General features: G+C 56.5%; 15 protein-coding genes. 14 read left to right on the top strand and 1 reads right to left on the bottom strand.

From position 1 onward, the window contains the following. Nucleotides 1-82 precede the first annotated feature (82 nt). Complete coding sequence (locus L1X57_RS00440) at nucleotides 83-2,023, bottom strand: exoribonuclease II (protein ID WP_039868750.1); 1,941 nt, start codon at nucleotides 2,021-2,023, stop codon at nucleotides 83-85. A gap of 254 nt (nucleotides 2,024-2,277) precedes the next feature. Here L1X57_RS00440 and L1X57_RS18770 point away from each other — a divergent pair, with 254 nt between their 5' ends. The 14 genes from L1X57_RS18770 to L1X57_RS00365 all read left to right on the top strand — a co-directional run bounded on the left by L1X57_RS18770 (nucleotide 2,278) and on the right by L1X57_RS00365 (nucleotide 21,665). Next, nucleotides 2,278-3,012 carry a GntR family transcriptional regulator gene (locus L1X57_RS18770; protein ID WP_009722524.1) on the top strand — a complete coding sequence of 245 codons (735 nt, stop codon included), beginning with the start codon at nucleotides 2,278-2,280 and terminating at the stop codon, nucleotides 3,010-3,012. A gap of 8 nt (nucleotides 3,013-3,020) precedes the next feature. Continuing rightward, nucleotides 3,021-4,136, top strand: a complete 1,116-nt coding sequence (nagA, locus tag L1X57_RS00425) for an N-acetylglucosamine-6-phosphate deacetylase (protein WP_009722525.1) — start codon at nucleotides 3,021-3,023, stop codon at nucleotides 4,134-4,136. Continuing rightward, nucleotides 4,136-5,155, top strand: coding sequence for an SIS domain-containing protein (locus L1X57_RS00420; RefSeq protein ID WP_009722526.1), 1,020 nt, complete (start codon nucleotides 4,136-4,138; stop codon nucleotides 5,153-5,155). The genes nagA and L1X57_RS00420 overlap by 1 nt, the downstream gene beginning before the upstream one ends. A gap of 30 nt (nucleotides 5,156-5,185) precedes the next feature. Next, nucleotides 5,186-7,765: a phosphoenolpyruvate--protein phosphotransferase gene (gene ptsP, locus L1X57_RS00415; RefSeq protein ID WP_234667852.1), complete on the top strand. Its 2,580-nt coding sequence runs from the start codon at nucleotides 5,186-5,188 to the stop codon at nucleotides 7,763-7,765. 1 nt (nucleotide 7,766) lies between these two features. Continuing rightward, nucleotides 7,767-9,479, top strand: a complete 1,713-nt coding sequence (gene nagE, locus L1X57_RS00410) for an N-acetylglucosamine-specific PTS transporter subunit IIBC (RefSeq protein WP_009722528.1) — start codon at nucleotides 7,767-7,769, stop codon at nucleotides 9,477-9,479. Between the two features lie 193 nt (nucleotides 9,480-9,672). Then, nucleotides 9,673-11,079, top strand: a complete 1,407-nt coding sequence (locus L1X57_RS00405) for an OprD family outer membrane porin (RefSeq protein WP_009722529.1) — start codon at nucleotides 9,673-9,675, stop codon at nucleotides 11,077-11,079. A 17-nt stretch (nucleotides 11,080-11,096) separates the two neighbouring features. After that, nucleotides 11,097-13,796 (top strand): beta-N-acetylhexosaminidase, encoded by a 2,700-nt coding sequence (locus L1X57_RS00400; RefSeq protein ID WP_009722530.1) that lies wholly within the window; start codon nucleotides 11,097-11,099, stop codon nucleotides 13,794-13,796. Nucleotides 13,797-13,913: 117 nt separating this feature from the next. Further along, nucleotides 13,914-14,711 carry a Cof-type HAD-IIB family hydrolase gene (locus tag L1X57_RS00395; protein ID WP_009722531.1) on the top strand — a complete coding sequence of 266 codons (798 nt, stop codon included), beginning with the start codon at nucleotides 13,914-13,916 and terminating at the stop codon, nucleotides 14,709-14,711. Between the two features lie 120 nt (nucleotides 14,712-14,831). Beyond that, a complete protein-coding gene (locus L1X57_RS00390) occupies nucleotides 14,832-15,560 on the top strand; it encodes a response regulator (RefSeq protein ID WP_039868756.1) in 729 nt (242 codons plus the stop codon). Then, nucleotides 15,557-17,029, top strand: a complete 1,473-nt coding sequence (locus L1X57_RS00385) for an ATP-binding protein (protein ID WP_009722534.1) — start codon at nucleotides 15,557-15,559, stop codon at nucleotides 17,027-17,029. Before L1X57_RS00390 ends, L1X57_RS00385 begins: the two co-directional genes overlap by 4 nt. Nucleotides 17,030-17,194: 165 nt before the next feature. After that, complete coding sequence (locus L1X57_RS00380) at nucleotides 17,195-18,490, top strand: ABC transporter substrate-binding protein (RefSeq protein ID WP_009722535.1); 1,296 nt, start codon at nucleotides 17,195-17,197, stop codon at nucleotides 18,488-18,490. Nucleotides 18,491-18,573: 83 nt separating this feature from the next. Then, on the top strand, nucleotides 18,574-19,488 hold the full coding sequence (locus L1X57_RS00375; protein WP_009722536.1) for a carbohydrate ABC transporter permease: 915 nt from the start codon (nucleotides 18,574-18,576) through the stop codon (nucleotides 19,486-19,488). Next, a complete protein-coding gene (locus L1X57_RS00370; RefSeq protein ID WP_009722537.1) occupies nucleotides 19,481-20,359 on the top strand; it encodes a carbohydrate ABC transporter permease in 879 nt (292 codons plus the stop codon). The genes L1X57_RS00375 and L1X57_RS00370 overlap by 8 nt, the downstream gene beginning before the upstream one ends. A gap of 184 nt (nucleotides 20,360-20,543) precedes the next feature. Beyond that, nucleotides 20,544-21,665, top strand: coding sequence for an ABC transporter ATP-binding protein (locus L1X57_RS00365; RefSeq protein ID WP_009722538.1), 1,122 nt, complete (start codon nucleotides 20,544-20,546; stop codon nucleotides 21,663-21,665). Nucleotides 21,666-21,736: the final 71 nt, after the last annotated feature.

Here is a 21,736-nt window from a genome sequence, read left to right as displayed (position 1 = left end):
AAAAATAACAACGGCGCCTGTAATGTAAGGCGCCGTTGTTGTCTATTTAGCCGGTTTATATAGAGGGTTTATATAAAAGGTTTTATGCCGTGGGCTTTGCCACCAGCGAACGGGTTTCTTCGCGGGCTTCCGTTAGCGCAACGCGCAGGCTGTCGCCCAGCTTGTAGCGCTCTTCGCCCTCAATCTGAATGCGGCCCTCTTTGTCATCAATGACCACTTTGGCTCGATCACTGTGCATCAGCGGGGCGGGTACGAAGGCGGTGGCACCGTTCTCCAGTAGGCGAACCCGCATACCGCCACGGTTGATCGCCATGATCTCCGCGTCGAAGGTGTCCTGATTCTGAGCGGCTGGCGTTAAGTAGCGTACGTAGAGCCAATCTTTTACGTCACGCTCTGCCATGCGGTTCAGGCGGCGACGCTCGGTCAGTTGCTCAGTGAGCTGCTGGCTGGCTTCCGCAGGCGCCTGTTCACCTTTAAGCACGCGCTTAATCAAGCGATGGTTGACCATATCACCATATTTACGAATCGGCGACGTCCAAGTGGCATAAGCCGGTAACCCTAGGCCAAAGTGCGGGCCAGGTTGGGCTGACATGCTGGTGAAGCCTTGGAAGCGACGCAGACGTGCGTCCAACCAGGCATCATCACGGCTTTCGAGGGCGCGCTTTAGCTCTTTGTAGTGAGCTAGCTCGGTCAGCGCTTCCTGGGCAACCTCGATTTCCTGGGTTGCCAAGAATTCTTGAGCAGATTCGGCTTTTTCAGGCTCAAAAGCGCGGTGCACATTAAAGATGCCGTGGCCGATATGCTTGGCGAGGAAATCCGCACAGCAAGCATTGGCGGCAATCATCGACTCTTCAATCATACGGTTGGCGATGCGGCGATCTTCGGTGCGAATTCCCAATACGTTGCCTGCCTCGTCCAGGTCGAAAACGTAGTCAGGACGATCTTTGAACACCAGGGCATGTTCGTTGCGCCAAGCGGTCCGCGCCTCTGTCAAATCACGCAGCGCTTTCAACTGCTCCGCGACATTGTCGGCGGGGGCCCAATCACCTTGACCGTCAATCCAGTCGGAAACGCGGTCATAGGCTAGTTTGGCGTGGGATTTCACGTTAGCAGCAAAGAAACGGTAATCACCCAGGCTGCCATCGGCATTAATGTCCAGCGAGCAGGCAAGGGCGGGGCGAGTCTGGCCTTCCCATAGCGAGCAGAGGTCATCTGCCAGCTGTTCAGGCAGCATCGTCACGTTTTGGCCGGGCAGGTAGACCGTGAAGGCACGCGTACGCGCTTCAAGATCGGCCGCATGGCCTTCTTCAACGTAGGCCGTTGGGTCAGCGATCGCAACGCTTAGCCGCCAACCGCCGCTTTCCAGCGCTTCCACGTGCAGCGCGTCGTCCATATCGCGGGTTTTTTCGCCATCAATAGTGAAGAAAGGCTGCGCCGTGAGGTCTTCACGGGTTAAACCTTCATCATGCAGTGGCCATTCGGTACCTGCATCCGGGCACTCCTGTTCCAGTGTATGGCGGGCGAGGGTGACGCGCCACGGAACAGCGGGGTCGTCGGACTTAGCTACCAGTTCATCAATTTGTGAGAAGAAACCGCGATCGTTCTCTTTCAGTGGGTGGCGTACCAGCCGCGCGACAACCCAGTCACCATCCGCAATGGTGGATTCATCCAGGCTGTTCTTAATGCGCGCCTTTAGCACGTTGCGAATCGAAGGGTGGTCGGGCACAACGGCTAAACGGTCTTCGCGCTTTTGCACACGGGCAACAAAGCGGTCAAGCCCAGCTTCGATCAGCTTTTCAGGCTCAACAGACTTTTTGTCGCCGTTTTCGTGGATCACCGCCTCGACGCGATCGCCGTGCATTACCTGCTTCATGGCGGGGGGCGGTACGAAATAGGATTCACCACTATCGGTTTCGAGAAAACCGAAGCCTTTTTCGGTGGCTTTAATCACCCCTTCAGCGCGTGGGGTGGTATCACGGATCTGTTGCTTGAGCTGGGCAAGCAATGAGTTGTTTTGCAGCATGTGTTCAATCAGTTGGCGAGAGTAGCCTGCCACTATACGGATTCCCAAAGGCTGCGCCAATCGTGGTTACCCCGAAGTTCGCTTTGGCCCCAAACTATCAACGATCTGCGTTCAATTTTGTAAGTGTGTTATCACCTTCTTGGGTAAAACTGACGTCACTATTCAACCATAGTTGTAGCTAATTGGTATTTGATTGGTATCTCATTGGGTCTATAGTGGTATTTAATTGGTATGGCCGCTACGGGGAGATACTCATGGACTCACGCTTTACTCAACTGCACCTTGACCCTCAGGGCGCAACACCGCTTTATCAGCAGTTAGCGCGCCAGCTAGAACAGGCAATTGAAACTGGCGCTTGGCAAGCCGGTGAGGCGCTGCCTTCTGAGCGCAATTTGGCCGAAAGCTTAGCGGTTTCGCGCATTACTGCCCGTAAAGCGTTAGATCGCTTAGCAGAGCTTGGACTCATTCGTCGAAGTCGTGGTTCTGGCACCTTTATTACCCCTCGCCTCAATCAGTCCCTGTCACGGCTTTCCAGTTTTACCGAGCTGCTGACCCAACGCGGCTTTACACCGAGCTCTCATTGGTTGGAGCGCAAGCTGGCCAACCCCAGTGCAGAAGAAAGTATGCGCCTTGGTCTGGGAGCTGATGCCCAGGTGGCCCGCCTTAAACGTTTGCGTTTAGCCGATGGGGTAGTGATGGCGGTGGAAGAAAGTTGCCTGCCCGTCTCGGTGCTGCCTGATCCGCTGGCGGTCGAGACGTCTCTCTATGCAACGCTGGAAGCGAGTGGGAAAGGGATTGCGCGCGCCTTGCAGCATGTTACTGCCATCAACGCCGGCGAAGAATTAGCGACGCTTGCTGAGGTGCCAGAAGGTCAGGCGCTGCTCAAAGTCACGCGACTTGGGTATCTCGCCGATGGCACCTCAGCGGAACTCACCATTACCTACTGCCGCACTGACTACTACGACTTTATGGTCGAGCTGACCCGCTAGGAGATTTTATGCAGTTTGGCAATATCCTCACCTCCGAGGGCTGGCGCCTGGGAGAGATCCATTGGGAAGAAGGGCGTATCAGGCGTATTGATGGCGATCCGGTAGACCCCGCTACCAACGAGCATCCACGCATTGTTCCCGGCTTTATAGATTTGCATGTGCATGGCGGTGGTGGCGCCGACACCATGGAGGGCGGCGAGGCGCTTGCCACGCTAGCGCGTACCCACGTGCGTTTTGGAACCACCCGTTTGCTTGCTACCACTATGACGGCGCCAGATGCCCAGATTCGTCAGGTGTTATGCGACGTCGCTAGCTATATGGAGGCGCAGGAGCCGGACGCCGCTAGGGTATTGGGCGTTCATTTGGAAGGCCCTTATATCAACCCCGGCAAGCTGGGTGCTCAACCCGCCCATGCGCGTAATGGTGTGATTGAGGAGGTGGACGAGCTGTGTGCTTTGGCCCCCATCCGCTTGCTGACACTTGCCCCTGAGTTAGCCGGCCACTATGCATTAATTCGCCATCTCAGCGAGCGGGGCGTGCGGGTTCAGCTAGGGCATACGCTTGGCAGCTATGAAGAAGGTGTGGAGGCAATGGCCCATGGTGCCTGCGGATTTACTCATTTGTTCAATGCCATGACCGGCCTACATCACCGCAAACCTGGAATGGTCGGCGCAGCGCTTGCTCATGCGCAGTACGCCGAACTAATACCTGATCTGCTGCATGTACACCCCGGTGCCATCCGTACTGCCTTACGCTGCATCCCTAATCTCTATGCTGTTACCGATTCCACCGCTGCGGCAGGCATGCCAGACGGTGATTACCGTCTAGGTGAGCAGACCGTCACCAAATGCCTGGGAGGTGTTCGTTTGGCTGACGGCACCTTGGCAGGCAGCACGCTGACCATGGATCAAGCTTTACGTAACTTCGTTAGTCTCGGCCTCTCCCTGGAGGATGCGTCGAACCGCCTGTCACGTTTTCCTGCCGATTTTCTGGGAATCGGCGACATCGGCCGCCTTCAAGAGGGCGCATTGGCTGATCTGGTCGTCCTTGATCCCCAACTTCAACTCCAAGCGGTCTATGTCGAGGGCCGTCATGTCTGTGGAAACGTCCAAGGAGCCTCTTAATGTCTCTGATGCTTGAAGAAACCCGCAACGCTCCCGAGCGTATTCGCGGTCAGCTGCAGCGCAATGCGCCGTTGCTCGCAGCGCTAGGCGAGCGTTTACGTCTCGCCGAACCTACTGCAGCGGTCACCGTGGCACGGGGCAGTTCGGATCACGCTGCCAGCTACTTTGCTTACCTGTGCATGAAGCGCAAAGGCATTCCGGTGGCCTCGCTGCCGCCTTCGCTAACCACACTGGCTAAAGCGCCTTGGCGGCTAACAGGGCAGCTGGCCTTGGCGGTTTCCCAATCTGGGCAAAGCCCTGACCTCGTCGCTATGCAGCAGTCGCTCGCTGCCGCCGGGGCTCGAACGATAGCGTTAGTCAATACGCCGCAGTCGCCTCTGGGCGCAGCCAGCGATAGTGAAATCCCTCTCTATGCGGGAGAGGAAAAGAGTGTGGCCGCCACTAAAAGCTACCTTGCCACGCTTTCTGCCATGGCGCAGCTCATCGGTCACTGGCAGGAAGACCGCTTGCTACTCGCTGCTCTGGAACAGTTACCAGAGCGGCTGACTCAGGCTCTGGAAATGGATTGGTCTCCTGCCATAGAGGCGTTGCTACACGCCGACAAAATGATGGTGATTGGTCGTGGGGCGGGTCTTGCTGTCGCTCAGGAAGCCGCGCTCAAGTTTAAAGAAACCTGTGCGATTCAAGCTGAATCCTTTAGCGGCGCCGAAGTCCGCCACGGTCCGATGGCGCTGATTGGCCCTGATTATCCGGTGCTGGTATTCGCGCCACCAGGACCCGAGCAGGCAGGCTTGCTGGAGTTAACCGAATGGCTCAACAGTGTCGGCGCCCGAGTAGTCCTTGCTGCCGACAAAAGCGTGGTACAGCGCAATTTGACCTTGGTAGATGCTGGTCATGAGGCCCTGCAGCCACTGTCGGTGATTCAGAGCTTTTATCAAATGGTGGCTGGCCTTGCAGAGGCCCGGGGAAGCGATCCAGATCGCCCTCGGCACCTCAATAAAGTCACCTGCACCCTGTAAACGTATAACAACAATCTTGGGAGTCTTCCCATGTCAGATTCTAGTCAATCATTAACACTGCAGGCCCCCGTGACGGGGGGTGTGGTACCCCTAATAGCGGTGCCTGATCCGGTTTTCGCCAGCCTAACTCTGGGAGAAGGCATTGCCCTCGATCCGTTGGGCGAGTGCCTGCACGCTCCCTGTGATGGTGAAGTGGTGCAGTGCGCTCGTACCCATCATGCGTTCACCTTGAGAACCGAGGCTGGTGTTGAATTACTGCTTCACTTAGGCCTGGATACGGTTGAGTTAAAAGGGAAAGGTATTGAGCCTTTGGTCGCTGTAGGTGATCACGTGCGCGCTGGCGACCCGCTGTGCCGCTTCGATGCCGATGCCTTAGCGCGGGGAGCAAGTGCGCTGATTACCCCACTGGTGATCACCGAGGCGGCTGGCTGGCAATTACTGCCGTCGAAGCACCGCGAGGGTGAGCAGGTTTCACTTGGTGAACCCTTACTGGTGCTAACCCGCACTGCCGTTGAGCTTGCCAATACACGTGCTAATGGGCCGTTAGTTGAGCGCCGGGTGATCTTAGCCTTAGCAGCGGGGCTGCATGCGCGACCCGCTGCCCGACTTCGCGCTATTGCTCGGAAGCATAGCGTAAGCCTGACGGTACAGCATGAGAGTTCAACTGATAACACTGACAGTGCTAGCGCGGATAGTCTTAGCGCATTAATGAACTTGAGCTTGGCCGAAGGCGCAACGTTAAAACTGACTGCCCAGGGAGAGGCTGCTGAGGCAGCGCTGGATGCCGCCGAGCGGCTGTTGACCACTCCAGAGGCGGAGGAGCACAGCGCGCCTGCTCCATCTACTTTAACCGCAGTGACACTTAAAGAGGGAGAACTGGCTGGCTTAGTGGCTAGCCCTGGTTTAGCCATCGGCTCGCTTGTCTCTTATCAATTGCCGCTACCCGCCGTTCCCTTGATGGGCGAGGGCGAAGCCATTGAAACAGCTCGCTTGAAAAAGGCGCTATTAAGCGTTGGCGAGGCGCTAGCCAGCGCTGAAGCGCAAGCAACGCGCCAGGGGCAGAGCGCCGAGGCGGAAATCTTTGCTGCTCATGGTGCCTGGCTAGAAGATCCCGATTTGGTTGCAGCAGCCGGGAAGCACATTGGTGAAGGGCGCAGTGCTGGCCAAGCTTGGCGTGAGGCGCTGGATACCGAAGCCGCACGGCTTGGAGCGAGCGGAAATACGCTGCTTGCCGCCAGGGTGGCTGATCTGCGCGACTTGCAGCGCCGTGTGATGGTGGAACTAAGCGACGACCAGCAAGCGGCACTTCCTGAACTGCCCAAGGGGGCCATCGTCGTTGCTGATGAACTGACACCCTCAGAGCTGGTGGCCGTTGCTACCCAACATCCTGCTGGGCTTTGTCTCGCGGGTGGCGGCACTACTTCCCATGTGGCCATTTTGGCACGTGCCCGAGGTATTCCCTGCCTCGTGGCCATGGGGGCAAGCCTAATCGACGCTGCTCATAGCGCCACAAACGAGAGCGTCATCCTAGATGCGGAAAATGGGCGCTTGGCGCTGACACCTAGCCCGGCTCAACGGGCGGAAGTGGCAGAGCGCATTGATGCTCGCCGTTATGAAGCTGAGAAAGCGCAGGCGTTAGCGCATGAGCCAGCGATCACGCTGGACGGGCGAGAAATTGAGGTATGCGCCAATATCGGTGGAGCCGAAGAGGCGCGTTTGGCGGCGGAGTCGGGCGCTGATGGTGTAGGCCTACTGCGCAGTGAGTTTCTTTTTCTTGAGCGAGATAGTGCCCCCAGTGAAGCGACTCAGCGTGACGAGTATCAGGCTGCTGTGAAGGCCTTAGATGGCAAGCCTGTGATTATTCGTACCCTGGATATTGGTGCGGATAAGCAGCTTCCTTATCTGCGCTTGCCTTCAGTGCCTAATCCGGCGCTGGGCGTGCGGGGTGCTCGTTTGTGGGCCAGTCACCCTGAATTGCTGGAGACCCAGCTTCGGGCGTTGCTTGGCGTCACACCGTTGGAAACGTTGCATATTATGCTGCCCATGGTCAGTGAAGTGAGTGAGCTACGTGATGTACGTCAGCGTCTGGAGGCACTGGCCAGCGAGATGGGGCTGACAGCGCGCCCGCTTCTGGGGGCCATGATTGAAGTCCCGAGTGCTGCGCTATGCGCAAGAAGCCTCGCGGTTGAGGCAGATTTTCTGTCCATCGGAACCAATGACCTGACTCAGTACACCCTGGCGATGGATCGAGAAGACCCAAGCCTCTCGGCGCGAGCTGATGTGCTGCACCCTGCGGTGCTGTGGCTTATTCAGACCACCGTAGATGGCGCGAAGGGGCACTGCCCCGTAGGAGTGTGCGGTGCTGCGGCTGGCGATGAGAAAGTGGCGGCGCTTCTGGTTGCGCTGGGGGTCAATGAACTGTCTGTGGAACCTGCGCGTGTACCTGCGGTGAAAGCCGCCCTGCGTTGCCTTAATGCTACCGCGCTGGCAGCTGAACTCCCCGCATTACTGGCCCTGGACGATGCTGTTGCTGTACGCCAGCACTTAAGCACGTGGCTGTCCCGGGCAAACCATACCGATATAACAACAACGACCCTTGAGAGGTGCTGAAATGTCTTCCATGACCTTCGGTTCCCGCCTGATGGGCGGGCTGCAGCGGCTTGGCCGCTCTCTAATGCTACCTATCGCGGTGCTGCCTATCGCAGGCCTATTGCTGCGTCTTGGCCAACCTGATCTGCTGGATATTGCCTTCATTGCTGGCGCTGGTGAGGCTATTTTCGCCAATCTGGCACTGATTTTTGCCATCGGCTTAGCCGTAGGCTTCGCAGATGATAGCAACGGCGCTGCTGGCTTGGCTGGGGTGATCGGCTACTTGGTGCTGGATGCGGTGCTTACCGCTCTCAACCCCGAGATCGATATGGGCGTGCTGGCAGGGATTATTTCCGGCAGCGTCGCAGGCCTGCTCTATAATCGTTACAAGTCGATTCAACTCCCTGAGTACTTGGCTTTTTTTGGTGGGCGACGCTTCGTACCTATTGCTACAGGGCTAGCTGCGGTGGCATTGGGCGTCGCTTTTGGGTTGATCTGGCCACCTATCCAGCATGGTATTGATTCCCTTGGTCAGTGGCTGATAAGCGCAGGCGAACTGGGGCTTTTCGTCTACGGAACGATCAATCGTTTGTTGATTGTGACTGGGCTGCACCACGTGTTGAATAGCCTGGTGTGGTTTGTTTTCGGTAGTTTCGAGACAGCCTCTGGGGTAGTGGCTAACGGTGACCTAAATCGTTTCTTTGCTGGCGACCCTGCAGCGGGGCGCTTTATGACCGGTTTCTTCCCAGTAATGATGTTTGGCTTACCAGCAGCCGCGCTGGCTATGTACCATGCAGCACCAAAAGGTCGCCGTGCCCAGGTGGGTGGCCTGCTACTTTCGCTGGCGTTGACGGCTTTCCTGACCGGTGTCACCGAACCCATCGAATTTACCTTTATGTTCCTGGCGCCGCTGCTTTATGGCATGCACGCGGTACTAACGGGCATTTCCATGGCACTGCTGCACTGGCTGGATGTGAAGCTTGGCTTCACCTTCTCTGCAGGGGCTTTCGACTTCGCACTCTCTTACGGACTCTCCACCAATGGCTGGCTGATGTTGCCTGTGGGGCTCGTCTATTTCGCCCTTTACTACACGGTATTTCGCTGGGCCATCGTCCGCTTTAATTTGCCTACTCCAGGGCGCGAGCCAGAGAGTACAGGGCCGGCAGTAGCCCCAACGCCGCTAGGCGAGCGTGGTCCCGCTTTTGTCACGGCGTTAGGTGGAGCCGGCAACCTGCAAAGCGTAGGTGCCTGCACCACTCGGTTGCGCTTGGTGCTGGAGAATCCCGAGGCGATCGATGAACCGGCCCTGAAGTCATTGGGCTCTCGGGGGATCATGCGTCTTCAGGGTGGCGGTCTCCAGGTGGTGATGGGCCCCATTGCAGATGGTATTGCAGATGAGATTCGACAAGCGCTCAAGCAAAGTGGAGCGGTGCTTGATTCCGACACCTCCTCGGGACATAACCCTGCCAGCCCCGCAAACTCTTCTCAACCGACTGCATTGCCCACCGAGGTGGCTCAACGCTGGATAGCGGCCTTAGGCGGCGATGCCAACGTGCAGCGGTTGGAGGTTCAGGCCCAGACACGCCTGCGAGTGGAGCTAGTCGATGGCGCTGGTCTAGACAGCGCGGCGCTTGACCAACTGGGGTGTAGAGGCATTCAGGCGTTGAGCAGTAATACATGGCATCTGGTCGTCGGAGATCAAGCCGCTGCTATCGCGCATTCACTAAGAACCTAACGCTCGTAATCGATACCCGTTACTCGGCACCTGCTGAGTAACGGGGAGCCGTGGCGATTTAGCCAAGACTTCTACGTCATAGACCCATGTTTATGGGGCAGCGTTGCGCTGCCCCACAGACCCCGCGCGTCTTAAAAACGTGCATATCACTGCAAAGCTCAATAAAAAATCAACAACAAGCGGGTACGATGCCATGCTGATATCAAGCATATTTACGCCCCAAAAAGGGCAGCCTTTAGGTCGCTTTGGTCAACTAGCCTTGGTCGGCACCTTATCTCTGGTTCCTTTGACGTCCTCTGCAGGTGAGCCACAGGGCTTTATGGAAGAGGCCAGTCTTCAGACCACTCTGTTTTATATCTACCGAGATCGTGATCGTCGTCAGGGAGGTATGGGGCCAGCTGGTGAGGGCCGTCCAGGGGCTTACGCTTCCAACCTGCAGCACTCTACCGCCAATCTGGCCGTCGACTTCTCGAGCGGTTATGCGGGGGGAGTTGTGGGGCTGGATCTAGCCGCCTTTGCCGCCTATGACTTTCAGAACCGCCACCAGGGTACGGAGTTTAATTTCCGCCCAGCGAGTACGCTCTGGGAGGAGCGCTGGGACGGCAAGGAGACGAATGGCGCCAGCCTTTACCGGGCTGCCCTCAAGTTGAAATTTGGCGATATGTGGGGGCGGCTGGGGTATCTGCAGCCTCAAGGCACCAGTGTCATCGCCCCGAACTGGTCTTTCCTACCGGGCACTTATCGCGGTGGTGAGCTCGGAGCCAGGATAGGTGACCTGTCGCTGAGCTATTTTCATGCCGACCGTTACAAAGCCCCCTGGTATCAGAGCTTCTACGAGTTCCGCCAAGCTGACGGAGAAACAATCGACTACCTGCACTCGTTGGGAGCGCGCTATGAAGTCACCGATGATCTGGTAGTCGAGGCAGCGTTTGGGCAAGCCCAGGGTTATATGGATCAAGGGTTCGGTAAGGTGTCTTATGCCACCCAGTTGAACGATTCCCCGCTGCGTTTGAGTTACCAGGCCTATGCCGCTCGTGATCGCCATGACGATGGCTCAGCCAACGACGTCTATGACGGCACTGCCTGGCAACAGGTGCTTACCGCTCACTATGGTCAAGGTGCCTTCGATTGGCGGCTTGAGTTTAGTTGGGTGCATGCGCCGGGTGCTCAGGGCTACTTCCTGCCGCGAATGACCACCCCTTATGCATCGTCTAACGGCCGCATGGACGTCTGGTGGGATGCCCGGTCCGACTGGAATCACGATGGCGAGAAGTCCCTCTACGCCGGTGTCACCTATGACCTGGAGGGGTGGCGTTTGCCCGGCTGGTCGCTGGGCGTGGCTCATGCGTATGGCTGGGATGCACGTCCCTACTCAGGTTTTGAGGACCCCGGCCGCCGCTTTAGTGAGTCCGCCTGGAACTTTGATGTGCATTACAAGGTTCAGAATGGCTGGGCCGAGGGCACGCGCTTTCAACTGCACTACACCCGCTACGACAACCGCACCGACTACGCCTCCTGGGGAGATGGCGGTTTTAAAAACGCCTTTCAGGATGAACACGACATCAAGTTCACAGTCGTGGCCCCTTTCTCGATTCTGTAATGCTTGAGGTGAGAACAATGACAAAATTGACAATGAAAGCCCTAACGGCACTGGCTGTCGGGATCGCAATCAACTCGGTGGCTGCCCAGGCAAGTGAAGCCACACAGCTTGGCGTGTCGTCTGCCCATGACTTGGCACAGCGGCTGGACGTGCAGTACACGATAACTGCCAACCAACCCCAGGCGCATAATATCGACTGCCAGAAGCTGGGGGCGGATTATGCTGCCTGTTTTACCGCTACAATTCTTTTGACCAACACCTCCGACGAGGCCATTGAGGCGAGCGACTGGGGCCTGTATTTCTCGAGTATTCGCCGCCTGCTGAAGATGGATCACCCTGAGCTGACGCTGACACGGATCACTGGGGACCTTCATCGGATCGAGCCTAATGACGCCTTTACCGGGCTGGGTGCTGGTGAGAGCCTGGAAATCCCCATCGTGGGTGAGTACTGGCAGCTATTCATGACCGATGTGATGCCCAACTGGTATCTGGCGGTGGATGATGAAACAGCGGTTATTGATAATACCCGTGATGAGCTACTGACGGACTTCGTGGGTGTGCCCGAGGGTGAGTTACTTATGCGCACGCCGGAGGATCGCAATGTGGTGATGACTGCCGAAACACGCTTCGAGCGGAACGCAGCGGCCACTGCAATACCAGCCGAGGCATTGCGGGGAGCCATTGTGCCAACACCGCAGTCATCTCGCCTGGGAAAGGCTACTCTCGATCTGTCTGAAGGGGTCAGCCTGGTGATGCCAATGCTGAGCGAGGCCAGCATAGCTGCACTGGGGGAGCGCTTCGAGCGGCTTGATATCCCCGTCAACGAAGGTGAAAACGGCCTGGTGATTCGCGCCCGTTTAGTCTCCGAGTCAGATGCCCTCGATGACGCACTGGCAAGGAAAGGGGGCTATCGCCTGCAGCTCGATGAGTCAGGTGCCGATATTCTGGCCTTTGACGCCGCTGGGGCTTTCTACGCTGTACAGTCGCTTATAGCGGCCACGGATGAAGCAGGGCTAGTGCCAGCGATGGACGTTGATGATGCTCCGCGTTACGACTACCGCGGCGTCATGCTGGACGTGGCGCGGAACTTCAAAGACAAGGCCTCAGTGCTGCGTTTGCTCGACCAAATGGCCGCCTACAAGCTCAATCGTTTCCATTTCCATCTCACCGATGATGAGGGGTGGCGGCTGGAGATTCCGGGGTTGGCGGAGTTAACCGAAGTGGGCAGCAAGCGCTGTCATGATCTGGATGAAACGAACTGCCTGTTACCCCAGTTGGGCTCTGGGCCAGCGGCCGACACGTCCGGTAGCGGTTTTTATACCCGAGAAGATTATATCGATATCGTGCGCTATGCCGAGGCACGCCATATTCGGGTAATACCTGAGATTGATATGCCTGCTCACGCTCGCGCCGCCGTGGTGGCTATGGAAGCGCGGCACCATCGGCTGCTGGAAGAAGGCGATAGTGTGGCAGCCAACGAATATCGGTTAATCGACCCCGAAGATATGTCCAATACGCTGTCGGTTCAGCTCTATGACCGCCGCAGTTATCTCAACCCCTGCCTTGAGTCAACGCATCGCTTTGTTGATAAGGTAATGGGCGAAGTGGTATCGATGCATCAGGAGGCGGGCCAAACGCTGGAGAACTGGCACTTTGGTGGTGACGAGGCCAAAAATATCCTGCTGGGCCATGGTTTTCAGGATATCGATGCCAAAGAAGCGGTCGACTGGCGAGGAACCATCGACCAGCGTGACCAGCACCATCCCTGGGAAGCATCACCGATTTGCCAGCAGCGCATTGCCAGTGGAGAGGTCGCTTCTGTTGAAGAGCTACCAAGCCGTTTTGCCCTGCAGGTTAACCGCATCGCCAATGCTTACGGGATACCCCGCATGTCGGCTTGGCAGGATGGTCTTAAGCATGTGGAATCCGCCGCAGAGTTTGCTACGCCGCAGGTAGCGGTCAATTTCTGGGACCCGCTGTTTTGGGGCGGCAGTCAGTCGGTGGCGGAGTGGCAGTCGCGGGGCTATGAGGTGATTCTTTCGAGCCCAGATTATCTCTACTTCGACATGCCCTACGAGGTGAATCCCTACGAGCGGGGTTACTACTGGGCAACACGCTTCACCGACACCCGCAAGGTGTTCTCCTTTGCCCCCGATAATCTGGCACAAAATGCCGAGACCTCGGTTGACCGGGATGGCAACACCTTCCGTGCCGAGAGCGTTGAGGGGTGGCAGGGCGCTCGGGGAATTTCCGGCCAGGCTTGGGGGGAGACGGTGCGCAGTGAAGCCCAAATGGAGTATATGATCTTTCCACGCTTGCTGGCGTTGGCCGAGCGAGCTTGGCACCGAGCCGAGTGGGAACTCGGTTATCGACCTGGTCAGGTGTTCGTCGGTGGCGAGACGTCCTTCGTCGACCATGAGACGTTGACCGAGGACTGGCAGCGTTTTGCTAACCTGCTAGGGCAACGCATCCTTCCCCGTTTGGAACAGGATGGAATCGCTTATCGTCTGCCCTTGCCAGGAGCTCGAATCGAAGCGGGTAGGCTAGAAGCTAATGTGGCTCTGCCAGGAGTGGCTATTGAGTACTCCCTGGACGATGGGGTGAGCTGGCAGTCCTATCAGGACAGCGCGCCACCCCAGGTGGAAAACACCACGGTGCTATTACGCAGCATCGGTGCCAACGGTCAGCAGCATAGCCGTGTCGTGACGCTAAATTAACCACCGTTAATATAGCGAGGAGCCCTTCAAGGCGGCGTTGCCTTGGAGGGCTTTGTCCGGCTGGGAGCGGCAAGCGTAATCGGATAAGCTGAGAAGTTCTATCATCAGGAGTGCACCATGACACCACGCCTTATCGTTTCCGACCTTGACGGTACGCTGTTAGGCAGCGACCACCGACTGCACGAAAGTACTATTGAGGTGCTAAGGGCTCTTGTAACGCAAGGCCATCATGTTGCGCTGGCTTCTGGTCGCCATTACCACGACATGCGGGTATTTCGCGATCAGTTAGATATCCCGATCCATTTGATCAGCACCAATGGTGCGTATACCCACGACCCCGCTGGCACGCTGTTGAGCGCGACGCATCTTGAACCAGCCCATGCCGAAACACTTATTCAGCTGCCGCGCCCGCCCCAGGTGCGGCTCAGCCTTTACCGTGAAAACGGTTGGCATGTCGATGCCGAGGCACCACATCTACTGTCATTGCATGCATCGACTGGCTTTACTTACGAGGTCGTGCCGCCGGAAGAGATGGATGCCAAGGGTGTTGGTAAAGTGCTCTATCTGGGCGACCCAGATTCATTAGCGCAACTGGAAGCGCAGGCCCATCAAGCATGTGGGCAGAGTTTACATATTACTTACTCCACCACGGATGCTCTGGAAATCATGGCCGGAGGCGTCAATAAAGGTGTGGCCTTAACGGCGCTGCTGGAAACGTTAAAGCTGACACCGGCAGAGTGCTTGGCCTTTGGCGATAACCTGAATGATACCGAAATGCTTAACCTGTCAGGGGAGGCCCAGGTAATGGCCAATGCCCACCCCGCACTATTTGATCGTATAGAGGGGGCTGAACGTATCGGCCACCACGGCGAAGCTGCTGTTGCCAAGTGGCTTCAAAAGCGCTTTGGGCTGTAAAAAACGCTTCGCGCTGCAACCTTGGTCGATGGCCGCTTGCGATAGGGTGGCCACTCCACCATCATCTAGCCCCGACAACGATAATAACGAGTGATATTAACCCAGGGGCGCTTTGCTACCATGACTACCACGCCTGCTACCTTGATGGTCGTTGATGACGACTCGGAAATTCGCGAACTACTGGCAGACTATTTAGGACGTCACGGTTATCAAGTGCTGACCGCCGACGGAGCGGATTCGCTGTATCAGCAACTGGCCAAGCAAACGCCAGACTTGTTGATTGTTGACGTTATGATGCCGGGGGATGACGGTTTTACCATCTGCCGAGAACTGCGCAAAACCAGCGACATACCGATTATTATGCTCACCGCTAGTGCTGATGATACTGACCGTGTTTTGGGACTCGAATTGGGTGCTGACGACTATATCGCTAAGCCCTTTAATCCTCGCGAGCTGCTGGCGCGGATTAAAGCGGTGCTGCGCCGAGCCCGTCCTGCTGCAGCAACTGTCGCGACAGCCCAAGAGGCCCGCCGGGTGCGTTTTGGTGACTGGCAACTTGACCGCATGACCCGCGAACTGATTGATCAGGAAGGTATTCGGACCGCACTTTCCGGCGCAGATTTTCAACTACTGCAAGTGTTTCTGGAGCGGCCTGCCACGGTCATTACCCGGGATGATCTCTACACATTGACCCGCGGACGTGAAGCACCACCGTTGGATCGCTCGATTGACGTACATGTGTGCCGTTTGCGCCAGCGGTTGGGGGAAGACGCGCAGCACTCTCAACTGATTCGTACTGTGCGCGGGGCTGGCTATGTGCTGACCGCCAAGGTTGAACCCACTTCGTGAAAGGCGTAAAGCGCAAGCTCGCACGTTGGTTACCCAGCAGTCTACGCGGGCGCTTTGTGATTATTATGATTGCGGGCGTTCTGGCCGCTCAAGCGGCCAGCTATGCGCTGTGGACTTCCCAGGTGCGGGCCAGTCAGCTTGAACAGTTAGATGAGCTGTCCAGCAACATGGCCTTCAGCATTGCTTCGACCATGCGGTTTTTCCGTTCGCTGCCGGTAGATTACCGGCACATTGTGCTGGATCAACTGCGTAGCATGGGCGGCACGCGCTTTTTTGTCAGCGTGAATGAGCGGCGCATTCCTGTCGACGATATTGGCAGCGGCCCGGAAAAAGAGGTCGTGGTGGACAATGTGCGCTCTATTTTGACCCAACAACTCTCCATTGATGATGTGGTGGTGGAGTTTTCCCGCCCGGACACTTTGCGCGTGTTTAACAATGAAGTGCTGCTTTATGATTTACCACCTCGTTGGGGGCAGCACAGTTTGTTAATGGAGCCACTGTCTCCACCTATCTTAGTGGTTCAACTGGAACTAGCCCCCGATACCTGGCTTTACGTGGCCACACTGCTTGGCGTGCCAGATATTTTTAGCGGCTATCGTTGGCTTTCTGAAGAGCGTTTATTAGTTGGCGTGTTGTTGGTGCTCAGTGTGTTAGCACTTTCCCTGCTAGGCATTACCAGTGTGACCCGCCCGTTGGCGCGGCTTTCAAAAGCGGCACGACAACTGGGAGATGACTTGGATAGCCCGCCACTCAAAGAGAGCGGCCCTAAAGAAGTGGCCGCCACCGCGGTGGCCTTTAATCGTATGCAGCGGCGTATTCGCGAACAGATTGATGAGCGCGAGCGGCTGTTTTCGGCGATTTCTCATGATCTTAAAACCCCCATTACACGGTTACGACTGCGGGCTGAAATGCTCGATGACCCCGCTCAGCGCGAACGTTTTTGTGCCTCGCTTGACGAGTTGACCGAACTGGTCAAAGGCGCACTGGCCTCGGTAAAAGGGCTGGACCTGCATGAAGATCCGCAGCCCACGGATCTTAACGCGCTGCTGTTGGAAATTGCCGAAGGGCTGCGTTTGCACGGGGGCGACGTGTCACTCTATGGCACTGTGTTACCACTGACCGTTAAGCCGCTGGCGCTGAAACGCTGCTTGGCAAACCTGCTTGAAAACGCAGTGTTTTATGGCCAGAAAGCAACCGTAACGCTGGAAGAGCAGGCGGGTGTCGTGACGTTGCATATTCATGATAATGGCCCCGGCATTCCTGATGCGCAGCTTTCCCGGGTGTTTTCACCTTTTGTGCGCCTGGAAGCCTCTCGAAGCCGTTACACTGGTGGAAGCGGCCTGGGGCTTGGCATTGCCAGGCATATTGCTCGTGCCCACGGGGGCGATATTGTCTTATCTAACCACTTGTCTGGTGGGTTGGTGGCCACGTTAACGCTACCGCGCCAAACAAGTGTTACTGACTTGTAATAAAACCCTAACACTATTAATAAATTGCCAAGACTATGCAGGACTCGGTAACTCCCGTTGTGTGCCTGGGTGGCGTACTCTGCTGTGAGTCGTTCAATCGATCATCAGCAACGACATCTCATAAGCACAAAAACAACAGCACAATAACAACAGCAGGAGCTATTCATGCCGATTACCAATATGCCCGTTTTTAACGTCCCCACATTTAAAAAATCCGCACTCGCGTTAGCCCTGGTGGCTGGTACCACCATGGCGGCCAGCGCCGCCCAAGCTAACGAAGTTGAAGTACTGCACTGGTGGACATCCGGCGGTGAAGCCCGCGCGGCAAACGTTCTCAAAGAGTTAATGGAAGCTGAAGGCTATGGCTGGCAGGATTTTGCCGTGGCTGGTGGCGGTGGTGAAACCGCCATGACTGTACTTAAATCTCGTGCAATGTCCGGCAACCCGCCTTCCGCCGCGCAAATTAAAGGCCCTGAAATTCAAGAGTGGGGCGAACTTGGCCTGTTGGGTGATTTAGACGACGTCGCCACTGCTGAAGACTGGAACGACCTGCTGCCTGAGATTGTTGCCGATATTATGCGTTACGACGGCCAGTACGTTGCCGTACCAGCGAACGTTCACCGAGTTAATTGGCTGTGGGCCAATCCTGACGTGCTAGAAGCCGCAGGCGTTGAGATGCCTACCACGCTTGAAGAGCTATTTACCGCCGGTGAAGCCATTCGCGAAGCTGGTTTTGTACCGCTAGCCCATGGCGGCCAAGCGTGGCAAGACGCGACGGTGTTCGAGAGTGTCGTGTTGGGCAGTCAAGGCACCGAGTTTTACCAGCAGGCGCTGGTGGAGCTAGACCCTGAGGCGCTGGGCGGGGAGCAGATGATTACGGCACTTGAAGACTTTAAGCGCCTGCGCGAGCTGATGGATCAAGGCATGTCAGGCCGCGATTGGAACATTGCTACCGCGATGGTGATTGAAGGTGTTGCAGGTTTTCAGCTAATGGGTGACTGGGCTAAAGGGGAGTTCACCGCCGCAGGCCTTACCGCTGGTGAAGACTATCTGTGTGCTGCCGCCCCAGGTACTGAAGACGCCTTTACGTTTAATATCGACAGTCTGGCGATGTTCCGTGTTACCGACGATGCTGAACGTGATGCCCAGCAAACCCTGGCGCGCCTAGTCTTAGAGCCGACCTTCCAAGAAGCCTTTAACCTCGCCAAAGGTTCCATTCCAGCGCGGCCTGATCTGGATATGAGTGAGTTCGATAGTTGTGCCCAGCAGTCGCTTGCCGACTTCCAGCGCACTGCTGATGAAGGGGGCTTAGTTCCCAGCATGGCCCATGGCATGGCGGTACGCGCTGATGTTCAGGGAGCAATCTTTGATGTCGTGACCAACTACTTCAACGATACCGATATGCCTGCCGAAGAAGCCGCCCAACGGTTAGTGAGTGCGGCTGAAACCGCCTCTTTTTAAGCCACCGCGTACTTTTTTATAAGTGACGTAACTAGCGCCGCCGCAACGACGGCGCTAGCGGTTGACTGGCGAGGAATTATCTCATGAGCGAACCCACGACGCGCACTGCAGTGCGACCGACGGCGTCTGGCTGGCTGCAAGCTTGGCTACCACGCCTGGTGCTAGCCCCTTCTGTAGCGGTGTCTCTGTTTTTTGTTTACGGCTTTATGCTGTGGACCTTTGTGCTCTCTCTAACCAGCTCGCGCATGCTGCCAAGCTACGACTTTGTCGGTTTTGGCCAGTATTCGCGGCTGATGGCCAACGAGCGTTGGTGGGTAGCGTCCACCAATCTAATGGTGTTTGGCGTTCTATTTATTGCGATTTGCCTGGTGATTGGCGCACTGCTGGCAATTTTATTGGATCAGAAAATTCGCCAAGAGGGTGCGTTGCGCACGATTTATCTCTACCCCATGGCGCTGTCGTTTATCGTCACCGGTGTGGTGTGGAAGTGGCTACTCAACCCGCAGTTGGGCATCCAGGCGATGGTGCAAAGCTGGGGGTTTGAGTCGTTTCGCTTTGACTGGATCATTAACCCGGATATGGCGATTTATACCCTGGTGATTGCTGCGGTTTGGCAGGCATCTGGCTTTGTGATGGCGCTCTTTTTGGCGGGGCTGCGGGGTATCGATGACAGCATCGTCAAAGCGGCTCAGTTAGACGGTGCTAGCCTGCCGCGCATTTACTGGCGAGTAGTGATGCCTTGCCTGCGCCCGGTAGTGTTCAGCGCGGTGATGATTCTGGCCCATATTGCGATTAAGAGCTTTGACTTAGTGGTAGCGTTAACCGGCGGCGGGCCTGGCTACGCCACCGACCTACCGGCCACCTTTATGTACACCCATGCCTTTAACCGTGCCCAGATCGGGCTTGGCTCCGCCAGCGCCATGTTAATGCTCGGCGGCGTTCTGGCTATTTTGATTCCTTACCTCTATTCCGAATTAAGGAGCCGTAAACATGGCTAACGTGATTCGTCGGCAAACGCCCGCCGCGCGGCTTTTGCGTGCCGTGCTTTATGGCGTACTTATCGTGGCGGGGCTGTTTTATATCCTGCCGCTGGTGGTCATGCTGATGACCTCTATCAAGCCGTTGAGTGAAATTAGCGCGGGTACGCTGCTGTCACTGCCGCAAAATCCAACCCTTGAACCCTGGACGAAGGCCTGGGGAGAAGCGTGTACCGGTATGCGCTGTGAAGGGGTAGGTGGCTATTTTTGGAACTCCTTTGCGATTGTGATTCCGGCGGTGCTGATCTCCACCACGGTCGGGGCGCTAAACGGCTATGCATTGACCAAATGGCGCTTTAAAGGCTCTGAGTTGGTCTTCGCGCTGATGCTGTTTGGCTGCTTTATCCCGTTTCAGGTGGTGCTGCTACCGATGGCACAAACCCTGGGCTGGTTAGGGCTTTCCAGCTCACGTGCAGGGTTGATTTTGGTTCATGTGGTCTTTGGCATCGCCTTCACTACGCTGTTTTTCCGCAATTTTTATGTCGGGATTCCTAACGAACTAGTGTCGGCAGCGAAGCTGGATGGCGCGGGGTTTTTCCGTATTTTTTGGCGCATTTTATTGCCGGTTTCCGCGCCGATTATTGTGGTGTCGGTGATTTGGCAGTTCACCCAGATTTGGAACGACTTTCTGTTCGGCGTGGCGTTTTCGGCCCACAACACCCAGCCGGTGACGGTGGCGCTCAACAATCTGGTGAATACGTCCACCGGTGTGCGTGAGTACAACGTCGATATGGCCGCGGCGATGATTGCTGCGCTGCCAACGCTGGTGGTGTATGTGCTGGCCGGAAAGTATTTCGTGCGCGGGCTGACGGCAGGCTCCGTGAAAGGCTAATAACAACTAAGTGAATGGCAGCAACCATTTCTAGACGGTCAGAAGCAGCCCTCGGCGGGGGCGCTGTGAACCCATCCATGGGCGCTACTTTCGCCATCCATGGCGAAAGACCCCCGCTACGGGCTGCTTTTGACCGATCCAACTAAGTGGAGTTTGTCAGTCGCTTTACAATAGGATTTTCATTATGGCAGCGTTAGAAATTCACAATGTGCGCAAAGAGTTCGGCAGCGAGCGGGTGCTGAAAGATGTCAGTATTTCGATTGATTCTGGTGAGTTCCTGATTTTGGTGGGGCCATCTGGCTGTGGTAAATCTACTTTGATGAACGCCATCGCTGGGCTTGAGCCCGTGACTAGCGGCAATATCTATATCGACGGCGAAGACGTCACTTGGCGCACGCCCGCTGAACGGGATATTGCCATGGTGTTTCAGTCCTACGCGCTTTATCCCAGCATGACCGTACGGCAAAACATCAGCTTTGGCCTGGAAATGCGCAAGGTGCCCAAAGCCGAGCGTGTCGCTGCCGTAGAGCGCGTGGCCGACCTGCTGCAAATCTCTCACCTGCTTGAACGTAAGCCTGCCCAACTTTCCGGTGGCCAGCGCCAGCGGGTGGCGATGGGGCGGGCGCTGGCCCGTGAGCCTAAGGTGTATCTATTTGACGAACCGCTATCAAACCTGGACGCAAAACTACGGGTAGATATGCGCACCGAGATTAAAAAGCTCCACCAGCGCTTAGGCACCACGATTGTTTACGTCACCCATGACCAAGTTGAAGCAATGACCCTGGCTGACTGTATTGCCGTGATGCGCGATGGTCATATTCTTCAGCTTGGCAGTCCCGATGAGGTGTATAACAACCCAGTCGATATGTTCGTCGCGGGCTTTATGGGCTCACCATCGATGAACTTTATTCGTGCGACGCTGGAAGCGGCGGGCGATGGCTATGCATTGCGGATTGCCACCCCTGACGAAGACGATGTTCTGCTGCCATGGCCCTCTGAACGCAACGCAGCGGGGCTCGTTGAACAGCTGAATAAGCCGATTATCCTCGGTCTGCGACCAGAACACTTCAGCGAAGAAGATGTGCGGCTAAGTGAGCAGGCGGAAGGGACGTTAATGGAGGCCAAGGTAAGCGTCGTTGAGCCGACCGGTGCCGATATTCTGCTACGCCTGCCGCTCGGTGAGCAGGAAATCACTGCCAGAGTAGGGCCTAAATGCGCAATTGCCCCCGGCGAACGCCTGTCGCTGCGAGTCGATATGGCCCGCGCAGTGCTGTTCGATGCCGAGACTGAACAGCGCTTGGCGTAAATAAGTCGGCCTCCCACAAAGGCATTCAGCGCTACTTTGTGGGAGGGGGCGTTCGCTTACGAAATGCGCTT

Origin of the sequence: Halomonas sp. TD01, assembly GCF_923868895.1 — a bacterium.
Taxonomy (GTDB): Bacteria; Pseudomonadota; Gammaproteobacteria; order Pseudomonadales; family Halomonadaceae; genus Vreelandella.
Note: the sequence above shows the minus strand (reverse complement) of the source record. Positions and strands in the feature narration are given on the sequence as shown.